The organism is Exiguobacterium acetylicum (genome assembly GCF_022170825.1).
In the GTDB taxonomy this organism is placed as follows: domain Bacteria; phylum Bacillota; class Bacilli; order Exiguobacteriales; family Exiguobacteriaceae; genus Exiguobacterium_A; species Exiguobacterium_A acetylicum_B.
The window spans coordinates 359,923-380,004 of the sequence record NZ_CP081878.1; the positions used below are offsets into that span (position 1 = coordinate 359,923).

Below are 20,082 nucleotides of genomic sequence, written 5' to 3' on the forward strand. Positions count from 1 at the left end.
CAGGAAAGCGGGTCTTGTTTGTCTCTGACAGCACAAAAATGTGCTTCTTCCTGTAGGAGTGACGTGTGACGAGTACTTCTTTTTTACGAAATAAGGGTGGCAGATCATCATTCTGTCATCCTTATTTTTGTAGAGACTGACTTATGAGTCAGTCGCTTGTTGTTCTGTCATCAACTTGAATAAAAAGATAAACTATTTTTCATGATGGAAAAGGAATAAAACCCATCATATGGAATATAAATCATAGAAGTGACATCTATTCGTTTTCAGAGGAGGAAACGTCATGCGTCAGAGGTACATACCGTATCGGCTCATCTTCATCGTAGGCTTACTTGGCATGGTTGGAATCAACGGTTGGTCCGCTCTGCTCCACCCAGACGGTACGATCAATGGGTGGCAAAGCATCGCCTCCGTCGTCTGGCTCGCTGGTCTAGTCGGGTCGTTGTTTTATATTAAAGAAGATAAGGCATTTCGACTTATTGTCTGGTATATCCGGATTGGTTTTGTTGCGGCATTATTCATTTACGGTGTCTCGTTACTCGAAGGAGCGTTTTCTGAGACAATTTGGTTTGATGGATTGGCGAGTGTTCAGTTTGTATTCTATTTCGTCTTCATCGTCCCGTTGTTTGGACTAAATGCTTGGACGGATGTCCTGTTTGGTGAGTTTTCGTTATACATGAGTGTCCTGTACGGCATTGCGTTGATTACACTTCACGTAAAAGTCTGGAATGATACATCACGGCATTTAGATTATTGAGTTGAAAAGGTGAGTTGCATGTTAAGTCCTGTAAATGAGCGCGAAGAACGAACAGGGAAACGCGAACGTCGAAAACAGCGGAAAATCGATATCGGATGTGTCACAATCATTGGCATTCCACTACTTTTCATCGTTCCGTTTCTATTGGTCATACTCATTTTAATGAAGTCTGCTCCATGAAAAGGTGACCTTGTGTCACCTTTTTTTGTTGTGTCGTCAACTTTTTTCTCGACTCGCCCGTCTTAATGATGTATACACAGAACGATATCGAAAAAAGGAGCCGCGGCCTATGACCTCTCGCCAAATCAGAAAACGGGAAAAAGCATTCGTCCGTTTTTTGAAGCAATATAAACCGAACATATACTGGTTAGCCTACAGTTATATGAAAAATGAACAGGATAGTCTGGATGTCATCCAGGACAGCATCCAAAAAGCGTTACAGTCACTCGACCGACTCGAAGATGATGAACGGATGAAAGCCTGGTTCTATCAGATTTTGACACGAACAGCGATTGATGCGATCCGGAAACGCCAGCATAGCGTCAGTTACGATACGGATCGATTGATTGAACTCGTTGCGACGAAAGAAGATACATATCCAGATTCCGATTTGCGACAAGCGCTAGAAGAGTTACCGGTCATGTACCGGGAAGTCGTCATCTTGCATTATTTCGAGGACTTGATCTTAAAAGACGTCGCGACAATTTTAGAGCTGAATTTAAGTACGACCAAGTCCCGACTCTATAAAGGACTGACATTGCTGAAAATGAAATTGAATGGAGATGATCTAGATGTCGAAGAAACTCGATGATCTGAAACAGGCTTACCAGCAACCACGCGTTCCAAAAGAACTCGATGCGATGATTGCCCAAGTCGAGCGCCGAATTCGTCCAGCGCGGACGAAACGATCTGTGTTGATCACAGCTGCAGCCATCACGTTATTCGTCGGTGGTTTAAATAGTAATACGTCGTTTGCGGAGGCGATGGCGAAGGTACCCGTTCTTGGTCAACTAACTGAGATCGTAACGATTGATTGGAAAGAGACGAAGACACAACAGTCGGCTGTTATCAAAGCACCACAAGTCACGTTACCGGATAAGGCGCTCGAGCAACAGCTGAATGAAAAGTATATCGCGGAAGGTCAGGCATTATATGAAAAGTTCAAACAAGAGACGAACGGACAGGAAGGAGCATTTGCCGTCGATAGCCACTACGACGTCAAGACGGATACAGATGACTTGTTGTCGATCGGGCGAACCGTCACGGAGACACGGGCAAGTGCAGCGGAAAGCGTCCAGTACGATACGATCGATAAGAAACAACAACTTGTCCTGACGTTACCGTCTTTGTTCAAGGATGACGGATATATCACGACGATCAGTGATTATCTAAAAGAAGAAATGCGTCGGCAAATGAAGGCAAATGAAGGAAAGGTCTACTTCGTCGAAGGAACACCGGACGTACCGAAAGATGAACAGTTCAAGCACATTTCAGCGAAGCAAAACTTCTATATTACAGAAGATCACAAATTAGTCCTGTCGTTTGATGAGTACAGCATCGCTCCAGGATATATGGGTATCGTTGAGTTTAAGATTCCGACGTCAATTTTAAAAGACGATCTTGTCAGCTCGTCCTATATTCGTTGATTGTCAGATTTTAAAAATCATTGACTTAGAATTGAAAAAAGGAAACAATTTCTAAAAATGACCTCTTATAATCAAAAGACGAATCGTTGTTTTTTGAAAAAAGGAGGAATCCCTATGAAAAAATGGCGTCGGCTTGTACTCGCAGGTGTCGTCAGTATCGCATTAATCCATGTTCCAGCAGCTAGTGAAGCGGCGACAAGAGCAAAAGCCTTTAAGAACTGTACGGAAATGCAGAAGAAATATAAAGGTGGAGTCGCGAAAAAAGCGGGGCTAAAAAATCGGACCGGGTATGATAAGAACGGAAAACCAATCTACAAAGCAACAAAGTACAAAGCATACGTAAGCCTTGCGACATATAACTTAAACACGAAGAGCGACCGGGATAAAGACGGTATCGCGTGTGAACGTTAAATAAGAAAAGTAGTCTTTCTCGAGCGGGAGAAAGACTACTTTTTTGTAGATATTAGATGTTCATTTCAATTATGTAATCCTTGGAAAATGATTATGTATGATAGTGTTATAGCGATAAAAGACGACAAATATATGTTGAGTAGGAGGATTACTATGCGAAAGCGAGATTATCTAATTTTCTTCATTCTATTTTTCATTCTGAATCTCATTAATTTCTTAGGCGCATTAGGTATACAGGATTTATTAGCAATCGTGGTTGTCGCTCTAATCGAAGCAGCTATAGCTGGAACGATTACGAATCTGTTTACCCGCATCTTTTTTAAGAAAAGCTGAGAAGGATTGAAGTAGCACTCCAAATCAGATCAGTACATAAAAAATAACCTGACGCTGCGGCGCCAGGTTATTTTGCTTAGTTAAAGTTTTGTTTCAGGAATGCTGTGACTTCTTCTGGTGTTTTGGCATTTGCACTGTGCAAGTGCGCCAGTTTTTCATTGTTTTTGAAGACGAGCAAGCTTGGGATCCCCATGACATCGTGGTTCGATGCGATTTCTGGGAACTCATCCTTGTCGATCGTATGGATTGGTAAGTGGTCGAACTGTGACTCGACGTCCGGCATGAAGTAATCCATCCGTTTGCAGTCTGGGCACCAATCTGCTTCGAACTTGATGATGACCGGTGCATCACTTGAAATCAATTCCTTGAATGTTTCTTCACTTTTAATGAATTCTGCCATTGTGAGAACTCCTCCTCTAGGTGTTGTACCTTTAGTCTACCGATTCCCTTCAGAACTTGCACGAATTATGTTCGTTAAAGAGTCTGACAAGTCAAAAAAGTTGGTTATTCTTTAAAATGATTTCACTGATTTTCTTTAAAAACGCCTCATGACTTGATGCATCTTGTTTTGGTTAAAGGAAACATTGTTGGACTTTTGTTAATTACCTAGTTCGAAACAAAATGATTTCTCTAGACCCACTCGATTTCCGACTGGTACGATGAGGTTTGCTAATCGCAGAGAAAGTGGGGGCGACGAGAATGGAACAGCAAAAATACGACAACCTAAAACGCGGCGAACGCGGTGCGATGATCAGTATCGCAGCCTATATTTTGTTATCATCTTTAAAATTAATCATTGGTTATACAGCGGACTCTGCGGCTCTCCGGGCGGATGGTTTGAACAACGCGACGGATATCATCGCTTCGATCGCTGTCTTAATCGGCTTACGGATCTCACAACGTCCAGCAGATGACGATCATAAGTACGGACACTGGAAAAGTGAGACGATTGCCTCGCTCGTAGCTTCCTTCATCATGATGGCAGTCGGTCTCCAAGTCTTGATCGATACGATCTCGACGTTATTCGAAGGCAAGCAAGAATCGCCTGATGTTCTTGCGGCGTATGTCGGAATTGGTTCAGCTCTCGTGATGTACTTCGTCTATCGTTACAATAAGAAGTTATCCGAGGAGATTGAAAGCAAAGCCGTCATGGCAGCAGCGAAAGATAATCTATCCGATGCATGGGTCAGTGTCGGGACGACGATTGGGATCGTCGGATCACAGTTCGGTATGCCCTGGCTTGATGTCGTGACAGCGATCATCGTCGGCTTCTTGATCTGTAAGACGGCGTGGGATATCTTTACGGAAGCGTCACACGAACTGACAGATGGCTTTGATGAAAAGAAACTGAAGATGTACGAAGATGTTATCTTCGATCTTGAAGGTGTCAAAGGCATCAAGTCCATCAAAGGACGTAACTACGGCAACAATGAAGTCGTCGATGTCGTCATCCTCGTCAACTCGACCTTGAACATCCATCAAGCGCACGATATTGCGACACGTGTTGAGGATACGTTGACGGAAGAATACGGCGTTTATGATATCCATGTTCACGTCGAACCCGAATGAATTCAAAAACGTCTTTTCTACGCTAACTGTAGAAAAGACGTTTTTTTATAGCAATAACTCGATGTGAAGAGCCAGTGCTCCGTACTGTTGCTCGGCTTCGGGCGAATAGATTGTATAAGTAGATGTTACGAGTTCATCGATCGACCAACCGACGCAGTCGATATCTTCATTTGGGGTATGTTCGTAAAGCGCTCGGAAATCAGGAAAGACCTCCCGTTTTGTCACCTGGACGAGTAGTGTCTCACTCGTTTCCGTATGGGTGAACTGGATCTGATCACCGACTTGTACCTGTTGGCGTTTTGGATCATTGAGTCGAATTTCGACCGTTTTCAGCCCCTGTTTAATTGAGCGAAACGGTACTTCGTATAAGCCCATCTCATGTCTCATCTATTTCCACTCCTTCTCTACAAAAGCATAGCAAAACTATGTGATTTTTCACATTGCCTTTTCGTTGACAACTAGAAATAATCGGCGTATTTTAATTCATATAAGTAATTGTTCTTTTTGGAACGATTCGAAATGGAACAAGGAGGCGAAACAAGATGGATCAAACGGAAACGACCCGTTCGACAGCGATGATGCAGTCGTTTTGGAACGTGCAACGGCACCTCGTCCGAGCAGCACACCAGACGGCACAGGAAAACGGACTTAGTTTACCGCAATTTCATAGCTTGATGACGATTGCGCCACGTGGACCGATCTCGCAAAAAGCGCTGGCGACACATACGCATTTACCGAAAAGTACACTCAGTCAGTCGATCGAAGGTTTAGTGCAGTCCGGTTGGGTCATTCGGGAGACGAATCCTGACAATCGACGAGAAGTCGTCCTATCGCTCAGTGATCAGGGGCAACAATTCGTGACGGAGATTCAAGAACAAGAGAAGGGGATGCAACGTCAACTCGAACAGGTCCTTGAGACGATTGATCAAGAGGTGTTCGACCAGATGCTTGCGACGCATGCTCAGATTGCGGAAGGCATCGGACGTATCTTACAGCCCGAAATGAAAGGAGGATGCACGGATGATTAAGTTACTCAAACGGTTGACGGCTTATAAATGGGCGGTCCTTGCTGTCCTCGTCCTTGTATTCGCACAATCGATGTCTGATCTCTATTTGCCGACACTGATGGCAGACATCATTGACAAAGGTGTCGTCACCGGCGATACCGCCTACATTTGGAAGATTGGTGCCGTCATGCTCGGAATTACCGGCATCGGAGCGTTAGCCGCAGTTGCCGCTAGTTATTATTCGTCGAAGGCATCGATGGGGCTCGGACGGGATATTCGCCGCCAAGTCTTCAATCACGTCGAACGGTTCTCCCTGCAAGAGTTTGATCAAGTCGGAACGGCGTCACTGATTACGCGGACGACGAACGATATCACACAAGTCCAACAAGTCGTCATCATGATGTTACGGATGGTCGTCAGTGCCCCGATCATGTTCATCGGTGGATTGATCATGGCCGTTTCAAAAGACGCGAAACTCTCGCTCGTCATTGTCGCAGCGATGCCAGTCCTTGTGCTTTCGATTCTGTTGATTCTCTGGAAAGGGGTTCCGTTGTTCGGAAAGGTTCAAAAACGACTTGATCGTTTGAACCTCGTCCTGCGGGAAAACCTGACTGGGATTCGTGTCATCCGTGCCTTTAACCGGGAACGAGATGAACAAGTTCGGTTAACGAAAGCAAACGCGGATTTGACAGAAGTCTCGATCAAGGTCAATAAAATCATGGCCTTCTTGATGCCAGTCATGATGCTCGTCATGAACTTGACGGTCGTCGGTGTCATTTGGTTCGGTGGCATCCGGATCGACAATGGTGGTATGCAAATCGGGGACTTGATGGCGTTCATCCAATACGTCATGCAAATCATGTTCGCTCTCGTCATGGCGTCTGTTATGTTCGTCATGATTCCGCGAGCAGCGGTCTCGGCGAAACGGATCAACGAAGTGCTTGAAATGACACCAACGATGATAGATCAAGGCACACAAACTGCTGATCGTGAAAGAGGAACGCTCGTCTTTGATCGCGTCACATTCCGTTACCCAGGAGCTGAGACACCGGTCTTATCTGATATCAGTTTTGCAGCGCGACCAGGTGAAGTAACGGCTGTCATCGGGGGTACCGGATCAGGGAAATCAACACTCGTCAATTTGATTCCTCGTTTTTATGACGTGACGGAAGGCAGTATCCGCGTCAACGGTGTTGATAGCCAAGATGTACCGCAAGAGGAACTGCGATCGAAAATCGGCTTCGTTCCTCAAAAAGCATTACTGTTCACGGGGACGATTTCAGAAAACATCCGCTTCGGGAAAGAAGATGCAACAGACGAAGAAGTCGCGCATGCAGCACACATCGCACAAGCAACCGACTTTATCGAGCGGATGCCAGATGGTTACGACGCGCGGATTGAACAGGGTGGATCGAACGTCTCTGGTGGGCAGAAACAACGGTTGTCAATTGCCCGAGCCCTCGTTCGTCGACCGGACTTGTATGTCTTTGACGACAGTTTTTCAGCACTCGACTTCAAGACCGATGCGGCCCTTCGGAAAGCGTTACGGGAAGAAACACGTGAAGCCACGGTCTTGATCGTTGCTCAGCGTGTCAGCACCGTCATTGATGCCGATCAAATCATCGTCCTTGATGAAGGAAAAGTCGCCGGAATCGGCACACATGATGAGTTGTTTGCGAACAACGCCGTCTATCAGGAAATCGTTAAGTCACAACTATCAGAGGAGGAAATCGCATGAGTGAGAAAAAACGACCTGCCGGCGGTCCTCCGCCTGGTGGTCCCGGTGGCGGAAATATGATGATGCTTGGTGAGAAACCAAAAGATTTCAAAGCGACGTTTCGACGCCTGCTTCGGTATCTGCGTCCTCGCCGGACAGCACTGATCGGTGTCTTTTTAGCCGCGATCCTCAGTACAGTCTTTATGATTGCTGGTCCAAAAATCATGGGAACGGCGATCACCGAATTGTTTGAAGGCGCCTATGCGAAGTTTCAAGGTGTACCAGGAGCGGCAATTGATTTCACGAAAATCGGACAGATCCTCTTGTGGCTGGCTGGACTTTATGTCATCAGTAGTCTGTTCAATTACTTGCAACAGTATTTGATGTCGGGCATTGCTCAAAAAACAGTCTATGATTTACGTGAGGACGTCAACCATAAGCTCGAACGCCTGCCATTAAAATACTACGATGGTCGTCCGAACGGGGAGACGCTCAGCCGTGTGACGAACGATATCGATACGATCGGCAGTACGTTACAACAAAGTGTGACATCGTTCATCACCTCAATCGTGACAATCGTCGGGATTCTGATCATGATGTTGACGATCAGTCCGCTGTTAACACTGATTTCGCTCGTTTCGTTGCCGGTTTCAATCTTTGCGATCCGACCGATTTTGAAACGTTCTCAAAAGTATTTTGCCGACCAACAACGGACACTTGGCCAATTGAACGGACACGTCGAAGAGATGTATACCGGACACTCGGTCGTCAAAGCGTTCGGACATGAACGCAAAGCGGTCGAACAGTTCGATGCCGTCAACGAAGAATTGTATGAAGCAGGGCGTAAAGCGCAGTTCATCTCCGGGATCATCATGCCGATGATGATGTTCATCGGGAATATCAGTTACGTCCTGATCAGTATCGTCGGTGGGATTCTCGTCACACAACGAGCCATCTCAATTGGGGATATTCAAGCGTTCATCACCTATACACGCCAGTTCACGCAACCGATCACACAGACGGCGAATATCGCAAATATCGTCCAATCGACGGTCGCAGCGGCGGAACGGGTCTTTGAATTACTGGACGAAGAAGAAGAGATTAAAGAAATGACGACCCATCGTCTAGAGAAAGCAGATGGGGCTGTTGCGTTCGAACACGTTGATTTCGGTTATGGCAATGATCTCTTGATCGAGGACATGAACATCGATGTTGCACCGGGACAAACCGTTGCAATCGTCGGACCGACGGGTGCCGGTAAGACAACGATGATCAATCTATTGATGCGTTTTTATGAATTAAACGGTGGTACGATCCGAATTGACGGTATCGATACCCGCGAGATGTCACGCGAAGACTTACGGACGACGTTCGGCATGGTCTTACAAGATACGTGGCTCTTCAACGGTACGATTCGAGACAATCTTGCTTACGGTAAGAGTGGAACGACCGAAGAAGAAATCATTGCGGCAGCGAAGACCGCCCATGCCGATCACTTCATTCGGACGTTGCCGGACGGGTACGATACCGTCTTGAATGAGGAAGCTTCGAACATCTCTCAAGGTCAGAAGCAATTGTTGACGATCGCTCGGGCCGTTCTTGCTGATCCTCCAATCATGATTCTCGACGAAGCGACCTCTAGTGTCGATACACGGACGGAAGTCTTTATCCAGCAAGCGATGCGTCGCTTGATGGAAGGGCGGACAAGTTTCGTCATTGCCCATCGTCTGTCGACGATCAAGGATGCCGATTTGATTCTCGTCATGAATCAAGGGCGTGTCATCGAGCAGGGCACACATGAAGAATTGCTTGAGGCAGATGGTTTTTATGCGGATCTGTACAACAGTCAATTCTCTGAAAAGGAAGTTGTTTAAATTAGTGCAGTGTCGTCTTTTAGACGATGCTGCTTTTTTTGCGTGCATTTTTCTTGAACTTATATACGGTAGGGGGTATATTGAATTCAACAATTCAACAGCCGAGAGGCATCTACTAGGAGGAATCTTGATGAAACAGATGACGACAGAACAATTACAGCAGACGTTAACCGAAAGCACAATCCAATTGATTGATGTTCGTGAATCGCATGAGTACGAAAGTGGACATATCGCTGAAGCAAAAAATGTCCCGTTATCCGAGTTGACAGAACGGACGGATGAACTCGACGCGTCACGACCGGTCCATATCATTTGTCTATCTGGTGGTCGCAGCATGAATGCAGCGATGTACCTGGATCAAGCAGGATTCGATGTGACGAATGTCAGCGGCGGCATGATGAGTTACGAAGGAACAATCGTTTAATATACAATAGGGGGTATATAGGATGTTTTTACGATACTTTTACGATGAGAAATTAGCGCAGGCGTCATACATGGTCGGGTGTCAGATGACAGGAGAAGCGATTGTCATCGATCCTGCCCGGAACATCACACCGTATCTAGAAGTCGCAGAAAAAGAAGGTCTCCGGATCACCGCTACGGCGGAAACGCACATCCACGCTGACTTCGTTTCCGGTACCCAGGAGTTTACCAAACGCTATGATACAACGGCTTATCTATCAGACGAAGGAGACGAAAATTGGAAATATCAATTCGTCTCGGATATTCACCATGTCCTTGTCAAAGACGGTGACCGGTTCAAAGTCGGAAATGTGACGCTTGAAGTTATGCACACACCAGGGCATACGCCAGAACACATTTCCTTCTTATTATTTGATCGGAATCAACAAGTACCGATGGGTATCTTCACAGGCGATTTCGTCTTCGTCGGTGACATCGGTCGTCCCGATTTACTTGAAGAAGCAGCTGGTATCAAAGGGACGACAGCAGTCGGAGCGAAGCAAATGTTTGCCTCGTTAAAACGTTTCAAAGCGTTACCTGATTTTGTCCAAGTCTGGCCAGGACATGGTGCTGGTAGCGCTTGTGGGAAAGCGCTCGGTGCCGTACCGACATCAACGGTCGGCTACGAAAAAGCGACGAACTGGGCATTGCAGATGGAAGACGAAGACGCATTCATCCGAGAACTGACAACGGATCAACCAGAACCGCCGAATTATTTCGCAATGATGAAACGCGTCAATAAAGAGGGGATCGCATTGACGACGGAAGCAGCTACTATCATCCAGGGAACCGCTTCGAGCTTACCGTCATCGATTCAAATCGTCGATACACGGGACGGTCAGTCATTCCGGGATGGACATCTCCCTGGAACCATTAATATTCCGTATGATGGCAAGTTCGTCACTTGGGCTGGATGGTTACTTGAGTTTGACCGTGACATCGCGATTCTTTCGACTCCAGAACAGCGGGAAAACATTCAGCGGGATCTTCAATCGATCGGTTTTGATCGCTTCACGCACTGGGCGGATTACCGGGAATTACTGGAGACGTCGTTGTCCGAACGATATGTAGACTGGACGGCAGAAGAGGCGCTTGCTGCGGCAGAACGGAAAGAAGTGTATGTTCTGGACGTTCGGAATAAAACCGAATGGGACAGCCAACATTACGATCAGGCACAACGCATTCTCTTAGGAAAATTAGTAGCTCGTCAGGATGAACTGCTAACGGATCGACCGCTTGCCGTACATTGTGCGTCCGGTGTCCGTTCCCGGATGGCAGTCAGTGTATTACAGTCACTTGGATTCAAGGATGTCATCAATATTGACGGCGGATATGCGGCGATGCGCACTGTTTTAAATCAACAACTTTCATAAAATCCGGTACTGGGTGGCAGCATATGCCATCCAGTTTTTTGTATGGAACACAAGAAACGCCACATTTTGGTACGGGTAAGGGTTTAATAAATCCTTTAGCTGGGGAAATTAAAGAAGTGTCAGAAATATATAATTTTATTTAGGTGAAGGAGTGTGGCAGGATGAATAACATTTGGAACGGAACGTCGTTGAACTTGAACGGCATTCTCGGATCACTCGGCAATTTGCTTGGAGCGATCATCGTCTTCTTGATTGGATGGCTCATTGCCAAGCTAATTGCAAACGGGATTCAAAAAGCGTTAGAGAAGTCTGGGGTCGTCAACAAGTTGTCACCTCAAAAAGAAGGGGCGCCACAAAAGAAGAAAAAGTGGACACCTGAAAAAATCATCGGGACTGTCGTCTTCTGGGTTCTAATGGTCTTCGTTCTTATCTTGGTCTTCAACATCCTTGATCTGAACATCATTGCTGGACCACTTGCGGATACGATGAGTACATTACTTGCAGCAATTCCGAACATCTTGAAAGCAGCTCTCATCCTTCTTTTGGCATACGTCATCGCGGTCGTCCTTCGCATGATCATCGTCAAAGCAGGAACGAAGTTGATGTCGAACGACAAAGTACGTTCGAACAAAATGCTTCAAGGTCAGACAGACTTATCGTCTTACCCGAAAATCGCTGGAGAAATCGTCTTCTATCTCGTCTTGCTTCTGTTCCTACCGGGTGTCCTCGATGCCTTGAACATTGAAAGTGTCTCTCAACCGTTCAGCCAATTGTTATCGTCATTCCTTGGATTCATTCCACGCTTGATTGCTGCGGCAGCCATCTTCTTCGTCGGCTTCCTCGTAGCGAAAATCGTCCGCGATATCGTGACGAATTTCCTTCATGCTGTTGGAACGGATAAATTTGCAGCACGCTTCAACCTTGGATCAACAGATCAAAAAGATGCTAAATCACTTTCGTCGATTCTTGGAACAGTCGTCTTCATCTTGATTCTGATTCCAATCACGATTTCAGCACTTGATCAATTGAACATTAAAGGAATCACAGGACCAGCGATCAACATGTTGAACGATGTCCTTGGTATGATTCCGAACATCATCGTCGGTGTCGTTCTGATTCTTGTTGGTCTTTATGTCGGACGCTTCATTAAGAAATTCGTTACGGATCTCTTATCACGTCTTGGCTTCAACAACTTGACACGTCACTTGAAAATAGGTTCATGGGATGCGAACCAAGCATCTACATCACCAGCTTCAATCGTTGGTGCACTCGTTGAGATCGTCATCGTCGTTCTCTTCGTTGTCGAAGCTTTCAACTTGATTGGTCTTGACTTCATGGTCGACCTCGGTCGTGCCGTCCTTGCGTTCTTACCAAGCGTCCTAACAGCGATCATCATTCTCGCAATCGGGATCATCGTCAGCAACCTCGTCAAACGTACGATGGACAGCCTGTTCGGTAACTCTGAACTGAAAGTCCTCTCAAGCGTTGCGAAGTATGCGATCCTTGCACTTGCTGTCTTCATGGCACTTGATCAACTTGGTGTTGCTGATACGATTGTTAACTCAGCCTTCATCTTGATCCTTGGGGCACTCGCTCTTGCTTTCGGTCTTGCGTTTGGTCTCGGTGGACGTGATAATGCATCGCGTTACCTCGATCGTCTTCAAAAGAAAGCAGAGAATACGGAAGTCGACACATCGAACCTTCCGAGTAAGTCAGCATCTACTTCTTCATCACCGAGCTTGAAAGATGCAGCAAAAGGTGCAGCTTCACAAGCAGCAGATGATGTGACACCAGATCGTGCACCACGTTCAGCGCGCTCTTCTTCAACAGATGAGACGACGCATGGTACACCAAAAGGCGCATTGCCAGAAAACGATTTAGCACAACAAGATGATTACCCGATCGACCCAGATGAGCATAAAGGTCCTAATCTTGATCATCCAAACGATCGTCCGTAATAACAAGTACACTCTTTCCTCTCTTTTAGGGGAAAGAGTGTTTTTTGCGTTGGCGCATCAAAGCGTTGTCGTCTTGTCACAAAAGTGGTTTGACCACTTTGTGAAAAAATACAGAAAAAAAGACTTATCGAATCTGACATCGTTTGTTATGATTAGAAAGTCAATTACCTCAATGATTTGAATATTCAGAAAAAAGAGAAAAGTTCGGAGGATGAAACATGAGTTTGCTTCGCAAAAAAGATGTCAGTGTGATGATGGACATGAAACAACATTCGAAACTGGCACGTCACTTATCAGGGTTTGACCTTATTTTACTTGGAATTGGTGCCATCATCGGGACCGGAATTTTCGTTCTGACAGGAACGGGCGCTCTTTATGCAGGACCTGCTTTACCGATCTCATTCATTATTTCCGCTATCGTCTGTGCGCTCGCAGCCCTTTGTTATGCTGAATTCTCATCGATGATTCCCGTTTCAGGTAGTGTATATACGTATACATACGCGACGATTGGGGAAGTTGTTGCTTGGATCATCGGATGGTGTCTTATTTTGGAATACGGTCTCGCTTCGAGTGCCGTTGCAACTGGCTGGTCAGGTTACTTCCAGTCGCTCTTGGCTGGTTTTGGTTTAGAACTACCGACGGCCTTAACAGCTGCTCCGGGAGCAGTACCAGGAAGCGAGACGTTCTTTAACTTACCAGCGTTCTTGATTCTAATGGTCATCACACTCTTGCTCTCACTCGGTATTAAAGAAACAAAACGTGTCAACAATATCATGGTACTCGTCAAAGTCGCGGTCGTCGTGCTCTTTATCGTCGTCGGGATCTGGTACATCGAACCAGGTAACTACAAACCGTTCGCACCATTCGGTATGAGTGGTGTCTTACAAGCTTCAGCGATTGCTTTCTTCGCTTACCTTGGATTTGATGCCGTCACATCGGCAGCAGAAGAAGTTAAAAATCCAGGGCGTAACTTACCAATCGGGATCTTAGGATCACTGGCAATCGTTACTGTTCTGTATGTCGTCGTTTCTGCTATCATGGTCGGGATCGTTCCATTTAAGCAGTTCGAAGGTGTCGATAGCCCGGTATCCCTCGCGTTAAAAGTTGCAGGTCAAGACTGGGTCGCAGGATTCGTCGATTTAGGTGCTATCGTTGGTATGACGACGGTCATCCTCGTCATGACATTTGGTCTCGTCCGTCTCTTGTTCGCGATGAGTCGTGATGGGTTATTACCGAAAGTCTTCTCGGACGTCAATGAAAAGTCGCACACTCCGGTTAAAGCGACATGGATTCTCGGAACGGCAGCTGGTTTGATTGCGGGATTCGTTCCACTCGGTACACTCGCTGAATTGATCAACATCGGAACACTTGCAGCGTTCTCACTGATTTCGATTGCTGTCATCATTTTACGCCGGACGCGTCCCGATTTGAAGCGGGCCTTTAAAGTACCTTTCGTTCCCGTGTTACCAATTTTATCAGTCCTCGCTTGTATCATGCTGATGGTTAACTTACAGCCGTTCACATGGATCGCCTTCTTCATCTGGACAGCAATTGGATTACTGTTGTACTTCGGATATGGACGCAAGCGTTCGAAACTCCATCAATGAATCGACTAACACCCTTGGGGACAGGGGTGTTTTTGTATGCAGGAAATCAAGAGTAAGAAAGCGAAACAGCTCAGTGGAAAAGGAGGTTTTTTCAATGATTCACATTCAACGCGCACCTGACGTAAAAACGGCGTACCAAGCGATGCAGGATGGATTTCAAGATTATTTGATTCCGCTACACTTATCGGAAGCAGAATTCCAAGAGCGGATCATCGAACGAGATGGGAATCAGTTAGAGCATTCATTCGTTGCTTATCATGGAGAAAAGCCGGTCGGTCTCTGGCTGAACGGTTGGAAGGACATCGATGGTCGACACGTCATGCGATGTGGAGGACTTGGGGTTTCTCCGCAGTATCGTCGACTTGGGATTGCGAAAGCCTTATACCAAGCGCAACTGAGTCATGCAAAAGAAATCGGTATGGATGAGTTGATGCTTGAAGTCATTCAAGGAAATGATCCAGCGATACGGTTGTATGAATCGCTTCACTACACGATTGTTGGAGAAATCGGTTATTTTCACCTAACGGATGAACGACAAGAAGCGGTTCTACCTACGATTAAAGAAACAGAGTTCTTAAAGCGATACGATGTCCAAGGTGAATACATTTGGCAACAGGATCCACATGTCATGCAGCAAGTACAAACGGATTATTATCAATTAGAAGATAGTGTAGTGGCAGTAGCCGGATCATCACTCTTATCAGTCGTCGGTCCAGCAGACCAAAAAGCAAGGCACGCGACAGAAGTCGTCCGTCGTTTACCAGGGACGACCTATCATTATCAATCGACAGATGTAGAGGTGTGGGAAGCATTACGTTCTGAAGGATGGACTCAGCGGGATTTGAAACAATACATCATGCGTCAGTCTCTATAAATAAAAGCGCTGCTATCGATTTAGCGGCGCTTTTTGTAGTCTTCAATCATTCGAGCATGAGAACCTACTAAGTGATTCGGTAAGGCATCAAGAGGTACGAACTGGAGCTTTATACTTTCATCACTTTGTTTTAATGTTCCAATTGGATGTTCACCAATATAGGCGAGGGTGACGCTTTGAAAGACGTCTCCGTTCGCTAAGGTCGTCACGTATTGTGGACCGGAGTAGACATCGAGTAACGTCAATTGCTCAACCTCTAAGCTAGTCTCTTCTTTAAGCTCTCGACGCGCTGTCTCTTCCGGTGATTCCGCCCATTCCATCAACCCTCCTGGTAAACCAAAGCGGGCTTGTGCTTCGTTCCGTTGCTCCAGTAGAATATGCTCGTTCTGCACGACGAGGACAACGGAACCGACGAGAATGACCGGATCGTGACCGATTTTTTGACGTAACTGTTCGACATAATTCATTTCAGGGCTCCTTGGTGGAACGGACAGCCGGTCACAGGAGCTGTCTGTGTAGATTTTGGAAAGAAGTTCGGTCGTTTAACTTCTGGGTCGTAATCTTTATGGAATATATGCGTCGTTGCCCCACTCATCGGAGGCACGAGCCAGGACCATTCCCCGGTGACATCACGACCGCATGCCGCTTCGTTTTTTTCAAAACGAGCGAACTGTTTCGCAGCTGTATGGTGATCGACGATCGTGACACCGGCACGTTCAAACGATTCGAGTACGGCAACGTTTAGTTCGACGAGCGCTCGGTCTTTCCAAAGCGAACGTTCACGTGACGTGTTCAGCCCGAGTTGATTCGCGACGAGCGGCAGCAGGTCGTAACGATCCGTATCAGCGAGATTACGGGCACCAATCTCCGTTCCCATGTACCATCCGTTGAACGGGGCGCACGGATAGACGATGCCACCGATTTCAAGCTGCATGTCGGCAATCATTGGTACGGCATACCAGCGGACTTCGCGACCACCGAACAAATCATAGTCAGGATGCGTGATGCTGACCTCGAGGATGAGCTCGCCAGGAATCGGATGCAGACTGACTTGTCCATCGAGTTCAATCAACAGGGGCAGAATATCAAACGGTGTATGCGCTCCGGTCCAACCAAGTGCTTCGCATTGGCGCGTTAGTTGAATGGAAGCCGGGTCACCAATAATACCATTGTCCGTTTCGTAACCGGCGTAACGAACGAGTTGATGATTGTGGAGTCGAACCCGTGTCGGGTGGAAAACCGTGATCGTCGAGCGAATTCGTCCTTCGTTCGTCGCGAACCGGATGTGCTCAAATAACGCGTCGCGGACCGCTTCGACGGTCAACGCATCCCGCGCGTCAAAGACATGGAGTTGTTCCCAAAAGAGACGTCCAACACAGCGGTTACTGTTGCGCCAAGCGAGCTTGGCACCGAACGCCAGCTCAGAAGCCGTCTGCTCATATGTTCCCGTCGTTTGAATCGAACGGATGACTTCTTGCTGACGTCCGGTCATTTCGGGGTATTGCTCTATATAAGAAGTAAAGAAGCGTTCTGCTTCCGATTGAATGAGTGGGTACACGAATCGAAATCCTTTCTGAAAAACAAGCACGATACAATCTCTGTTCCTAGTGTACCCTGCGTGGAACCGAAGCGCCAAACTTGAATGATGTATAAGGTTGTTATAAGTTCAAAAGACTTCCAAAAGTTTAGAGGAGGTATGAAATGGGGGATAGTGTAGAGAATTAGTTGAAAGTGAGGAAATATGTATGTCTTTAATCAAACCTGTATTTGCCCGTTTTTTTGGCGAAGCCTTTTTTGATAAATCGGCTCAGCTCGCCTACTATCTGATGTTGTCCTTATTCCCGTTCTTACTATTTGTAGTTGGTATTGTCTCGTTCTTACCGTTTACGTCGGATAACGTACTTGATTTAATTCGACCGTTTGCTCCGGCAGAAACGTACGACTTGATTCAGCGGAACGTCGTTGGGATTTTTGATCAGGGTGGCTTTAAACTTGCTTCGATCAGTTTCCTCGCAGCCTTTTGGCTCGCTTCGATGTCGGTCCAGTCACTTGTCCGCTCGCTGAATGATGCACTAGAAGTGACACGAAAAGCGCCATTCTGGCGCGGACTCTTACAAGACTTCGCCTTTACGATCGGGATGATGATCATCCTTCCGATTTCGTTGATTGTTCCGATTTCAGAGAAGTTAACACGACGGTTCATCAACCATTTTGCGATCGTCGCTGATTTCGTGACGAACTATTCGTGGATTTGGTTCTTATTCCGCTGGGGACTCGGGACATTGTTCTTACTTGTCTTTTTCATCTTATTGTATCGGATCTTACCGAGTGTCCGTCTGACGGTTCGTCAGGTGCTCCCCGGGGCAATCTTTGCGACGATTGCCTGGCAAGTCGTTTCGGAATTTTTCTCTTATTACGCTGAGTTTGGGAGTTACGATCGTCTTTACGGTCAGCTTGCCGGAATCATCGTCTTGATGACGTGGTTCTATTTATCAGCCGTCGTCCTGATGTTAGGAGGACTGATGAATGCGGAACGCATGCGTCAGAAAAAAGAAGCAAAAATCATGAAGCCGCAAAAAATCAAAGAAGAGAGCGTGCGTTAACGATTGAGCACGAACAAAAGCAGCTGACGATGTGTCAGCTGCTTTTTCGTTTAGGCCGTTTTTAGAATCCGGTATCCGAAGACGCTCAACAGACTGAGTGTGAACAGAGCGAGCAATACGAGGGACAGATAAGGAAGACCGAACACTTTGACGATGACGCTCAAGGCGACGACACCATAAAAGATGCCTAACGCCTTTTGGACGAACGGTTCATTGAAGCGATGCAAAAGTGAAGCACCGAGTGGTGAGCCGATGAACGCACCGACGATCAGGGCAAGACCAAGCGATAACGGGGCACTGGTTCCAGAAGCGACATAACTCGTTACGCCTCCGAGAACAATCAATGTCGCAGAGGCAATACTCGTTCCGATTGCTTGTTTGAGCGGGAAGCGAACCCATCCGAGCAAGAGCGGAGTCAACAAGAACCCACCGCTGACACCCATCAACGAAGAGAGAATTCCGGCAGCGAGACCGATGACGGCGAGCTTCATGACGGAAGCATCATGAACCGGAAAAGACGGACGTTCCTTTGAACGGGGGCGTAGAAATTGAATCGAAAACCCGAGCAGCAAGACGATATAAAGACTCGACAAGACGATGTCAGCACCAGCATGACGCTCGAGCCAAAAGACGACTGGTGTGATTAACGCTGAACCAATGATTCCAGACAGACCAATAATTCCAGCATCGCGAAAACGGAATGTCTTTAAGCGAAGATGCGAGAGGGTGCCGGTAACGGTAGAACCAAGTGTCAACAACAAACTGAGGACGATGGCGGTACTGGCTTCATAACCGAGAATTAATAACAGCGGGGTTAGGATGATGCCGCCGCCGATTCCGAAAAAGCCGGAGAGAATGCCGATGATAGCACCCAACAAAATAAATAAGATATACATCATGAAGTCATCCTTCTTTCTAATACGTTATATCTTGAGTATGAGAGAGGATTATATGATTATGAAAATGAATTAATTCAATATAAATGATTATAAAATGTAATGAGGAGAGAGAATTCGTGAAATTAACTGAACTCAAAACGTTCGTTACACTCGTCGAGACACGTCATTTTACGAAAACAGCGGAGCAGTTATTTCTGTCGCAACCAACGGTCAGTGTTCACGTGAAACGGCTCGAAGAAGATGTCGGACATTCGTTGTTGATACGTGATTCTTTCGCAATAGGGGTCGAGGTATCGGAAATGGGGTGGATTGTCTACCGCCATGCAAAAGAAATTCTATTCCAACTCGAACAGATGCAGTCGCAGTTAGATGAATCGGAAGGAGTCTTCCAAGGTACGCTACGGATCGGAGCAACACATACGATCCACGAGATATTGCTTGATGATATGATCCATCTGTTTTCGCGCGCTCATCCTAAAGTCTCACTAGACATCCAATTGATGAATCATGATCAAGTGGCAGCAGCCTTACGACATCGTGAGATTGATCTCGGTATGATTGAGGGAGAACTGACACTTGATGGAATAAAACAAATCGTTTTTGCGAAAGATCAACTGCACATCATTGGAGCGACACATCTTGCACTTGAAGACGCGACGTGGATTGTTCGCGAAGAAGGATCCGCTTCTCGCTATGCGCTTCATCGTTGGCTTCATGCGTCGTCGATCGTTCCCGCACGAACGATTACAGTAGATGCAAATTATTTAGCGCGCCAACTTGTTTTAAATGGGAGTGGTATTGCAGCACTGTCAGAACGACTTGTCACGTCGTTCCCGTCTGAATCTTTTACAATTCATGCGAAAGGGATCTCCAACCGGACGTTTCGTTATCTGTTACCAGAGAAGGTGCCGACTCGATTAGCAGAGCGTTGGATCGATTTTTTAGAGGCAAACTGGAAAGGCTGAATACAAAAAGATTTTCGGACTCACTGA

22 protein-coding genes are annotated in these 20,082 nt (G+C 46.5%); 17 read left to right on the forward strand and 5 right to left on the reverse strand.

The genetic code is table 11. The features are described from left to right. The first annotated feature begins 283 nt into the window (after positions 1 to 283). From K6T22_RS01930 to K6T22_RS01955, 6 genes are all read left to right on the forward strand, one after another. On the forward strand, positions 284 to 757 hold the full coding sequence (locus K6T22_RS01930) for a hypothetical protein (protein WP_238238622.1): 474 nt from the start codon (positions 284 to 286) through the stop codon (positions 755 to 757). 18 nt (positions 758 to 775) lie between these two features. Further along, on the forward strand, positions 776 to 937 hold the full coding sequence (locus tag K6T22_RS01935) for a hypothetical protein (RefSeq protein WP_238238624.1): 162 nt from the start codon (positions 776 to 778) through the stop codon (positions 935 to 937). Between the two features lie 109 nt (positions 938 to 1,046). Next, positions 1,047 to 1,568 carry an RNA polymerase sigma factor SigV gene (locus K6T22_RS01940; RefSeq protein WP_238238626.1) on the forward strand — a complete coding sequence of 174 codons (522 nt, stop codon included), beginning with the start codon at positions 1,047 to 1,049 and terminating at the stop codon, positions 1,566 to 1,568. Continuing rightward, positions 1,549 to 2,403, forward strand: a complete 855-nt coding sequence (locus tag K6T22_RS01945) for an anti-sigma-V factor RsiV (RefSeq protein ID WP_238238628.1) — start codon at positions 1,549 to 1,551, stop codon at positions 2,401 to 2,403. The genes K6T22_RS01940 and K6T22_RS01945 overlap by 20 nt, the downstream gene beginning before the upstream one ends. A gap of 114 nt (positions 2,404 to 2,517) precedes the next feature. Further along, positions 2,518 to 2,814 carry an excalibur calcium-binding domain-containing protein gene (locus tag K6T22_RS01950; RefSeq protein ID WP_238238630.1) on the forward strand — a complete coding sequence of 99 codons (297 nt, stop codon included), beginning with the start codon at positions 2,518 to 2,520 and terminating at the stop codon, positions 2,812 to 2,814. A gap of 153 nt (positions 2,815 to 2,967) precedes the next feature. Continuing rightward, positions 2,968 to 3,147 (forward strand): hypothetical protein, encoded by a 180-nt coding sequence (locus K6T22_RS01955; protein WP_214813533.1) that lies wholly within the window; start codon positions 2,968 to 2,970, stop codon positions 3,145 to 3,147. 76 nt (positions 3,148 to 3,223) lie between these two features. Here K6T22_RS01955 and K6T22_RS01960 read toward each other — a convergent pair whose 3' ends face one another. Further along, positions 3,224 to 3,547: a thioredoxin family protein gene (locus K6T22_RS01960; protein WP_023466923.1), complete on the reverse strand. Its 324-nt coding sequence runs from the start codon at positions 3,545 to 3,547 to the stop codon at positions 3,224 to 3,226. A gap of 299 nt (positions 3,548 to 3,846) precedes the next feature. Between K6T22_RS01960 and K6T22_RS01965 the strand changes: the two genes are divergently transcribed. Beyond that, positions 3,847 to 4,716 carry a cation diffusion facilitator family transporter gene (locus K6T22_RS01965; protein ID WP_053452503.1) on the forward strand — a complete coding sequence of 290 codons (870 nt, stop codon included), beginning with the start codon at positions 3,847 to 3,849 and terminating at the stop codon, positions 4,714 to 4,716. Positions 4,717 to 4,761: 45 nt separating this feature from the next. Here the strand turns inward: K6T22_RS01965 and K6T22_RS01970 are convergent, their stop codons facing one another. After that, the gene (locus K6T22_RS01970) at positions 4,762 to 5,103 is read right to left on the reverse strand and encodes an ASCH domain-containing protein (protein ID WP_238238631.1); all 342 of its coding nucleotides are present in this window, start codon (positions 5,101 to 5,103) and stop codon (positions 4,762 to 4,764) included. A gap of 155 nt (positions 5,104 to 5,258) precedes the next feature. Between K6T22_RS01970 and K6T22_RS01975 the strand changes: the two genes are divergently transcribed. From K6T22_RS01975 to K6T22_RS02010, 8 genes are all read left to right on the forward strand, one after another. After that, complete coding sequence (locus tag K6T22_RS01975; RefSeq protein ID WP_238238633.1) at positions 5,259 to 5,744, forward strand: MarR family winged helix-turn-helix transcriptional regulator; 486 nt, start codon at positions 5,259 to 5,261, stop codon at positions 5,742 to 5,744. Next, positions 5,737 to 7,461 carry an ABC transporter ATP-binding protein gene (locus K6T22_RS01980; protein WP_238238634.1) on the forward strand — a complete coding sequence of 575 codons (1,725 nt, stop codon included), beginning with the start codon at positions 5,737 to 5,739 and terminating at the stop codon, positions 7,459 to 7,461. Before K6T22_RS01975 ends, K6T22_RS01980 begins: the two co-directional genes overlap by 8 nt. After that, positions 7,458 to 9,314 carry an ABC transporter ATP-binding protein gene (locus K6T22_RS01985; RefSeq protein WP_238238636.1) on the forward strand — a complete coding sequence of 619 codons (1,857 nt, stop codon included), beginning with the start codon at positions 7,458 to 7,460 and terminating at the stop codon, positions 9,312 to 9,314. Before K6T22_RS01980 ends, K6T22_RS01985 begins: the two co-directional genes overlap by 4 nt. Positions 9,315 to 9,444: 130 nt before the next feature. Further along, the gene (locus tag K6T22_RS01990; protein WP_238238637.1) at positions 9,445 to 9,738 is read left to right on the forward strand and encodes a rhodanese-like domain-containing protein; all 294 of its coding nucleotides are present in this window, start codon (positions 9,445 to 9,447) and stop codon (positions 9,736 to 9,738) included. A gap of 22 nt (positions 9,739 to 9,760) precedes the next feature. After that, complete coding sequence (locus K6T22_RS01995; RefSeq protein ID WP_238238639.1) at positions 9,761 to 11,149, forward strand: MBL fold metallo-hydrolase; 1,389 nt, start codon at positions 9,761 to 9,763, stop codon at positions 11,147 to 11,149. A gap of 161 nt (positions 11,150 to 11,310) precedes the next feature. Next, positions 11,311 to 13,107, forward strand: a complete 1,797-nt coding sequence (locus tag K6T22_RS02000) for a mechanosensitive ion channel (protein ID WP_238238641.1) — start codon at positions 11,311 to 11,313, stop codon at positions 13,105 to 13,107. A gap of 218 nt (positions 13,108 to 13,325) precedes the next feature. Then, the gene (locus K6T22_RS02005; RefSeq protein ID WP_053452509.1) at positions 13,326 to 14,714 is read left to right on the forward strand and encodes a branched-chain amino acid transporter BcaP; all 1,389 of its coding nucleotides are present in this window, start codon (positions 13,326 to 13,328) and stop codon (positions 14,712 to 14,714) included. A 94-nt stretch (positions 14,715 to 14,808) separates the two neighbouring features. Further along, complete coding sequence (locus K6T22_RS02010) at positions 14,809 to 15,588, forward strand: GNAT family N-acetyltransferase (RefSeq protein ID WP_238238642.1); 780 nt, start codon at positions 14,809 to 14,811, stop codon at positions 15,586 to 15,588. 20 nt (positions 15,589 to 15,608) lie between these two features. Here the strand turns inward: K6T22_RS02010 and K6T22_RS02015 are convergent, their stop codons facing one another. Both K6T22_RS02015 and K6T22_RS02020 read right to left on the reverse strand, forming a co-directional pair. Then, a complete protein-coding gene (locus tag K6T22_RS02015) occupies positions 15,609 to 16,055 on the reverse strand; it encodes an NUDIX hydrolase (RefSeq protein WP_238238644.1) in 447 nt (148 codons plus the stop codon). Beyond that, positions 16,052 to 17,146 (reverse strand): nitric oxide synthase oxygenase, encoded by a 1,095-nt coding sequence (locus K6T22_RS02020; RefSeq protein WP_425293142.1) that lies wholly within the window; start codon positions 17,144 to 17,146, stop codon positions 16,052 to 16,054. The genes K6T22_RS02015 and K6T22_RS02020 overlap by 4 nt, the downstream gene beginning before the upstream one ends. A 187-nt stretch (positions 17,147 to 17,333) precedes the next feature. Here K6T22_RS02020 and K6T22_RS02025 point away from each other — a divergent pair, with 187 nt between their 5' ends. Then, the gene (locus K6T22_RS02025; protein WP_023466934.1) at positions 17,334 to 18,191 is read left to right on the forward strand and encodes a YihY/virulence factor BrkB family protein; all 858 of its coding nucleotides are present in this window, start codon (positions 17,334 to 17,336) and stop codon (positions 18,189 to 18,191) included. Positions 18,192 to 18,241: 50 nt separating this feature from the next. Here the strand turns inward: K6T22_RS02025 and K6T22_RS02030 are convergent, their stop codons facing one another. Then, on the reverse strand, positions 18,242 to 19,090 hold the full coding sequence (locus tag K6T22_RS02030; RefSeq protein ID WP_238238645.1) for a sulfite exporter TauE/SafE family protein: 849 nt from the start codon (positions 19,088 to 19,090) through the stop codon (positions 18,242 to 18,244). A gap of 116 nt (positions 19,091 to 19,206) precedes the next feature. Here K6T22_RS02030 and K6T22_RS02035 point away from each other — a divergent pair, with 116 nt between their 5' ends. After that, positions 19,207 to 20,055: a LysR family transcriptional regulator gene (locus K6T22_RS02035; RefSeq protein ID WP_238238646.1), complete on the forward strand. Its 849-nt coding sequence runs from the start codon at positions 19,207 to 19,209 to the stop codon at positions 20,053 to 20,055. Positions 20,056 to 20,082 lie beyond the last annotated feature (27 nt).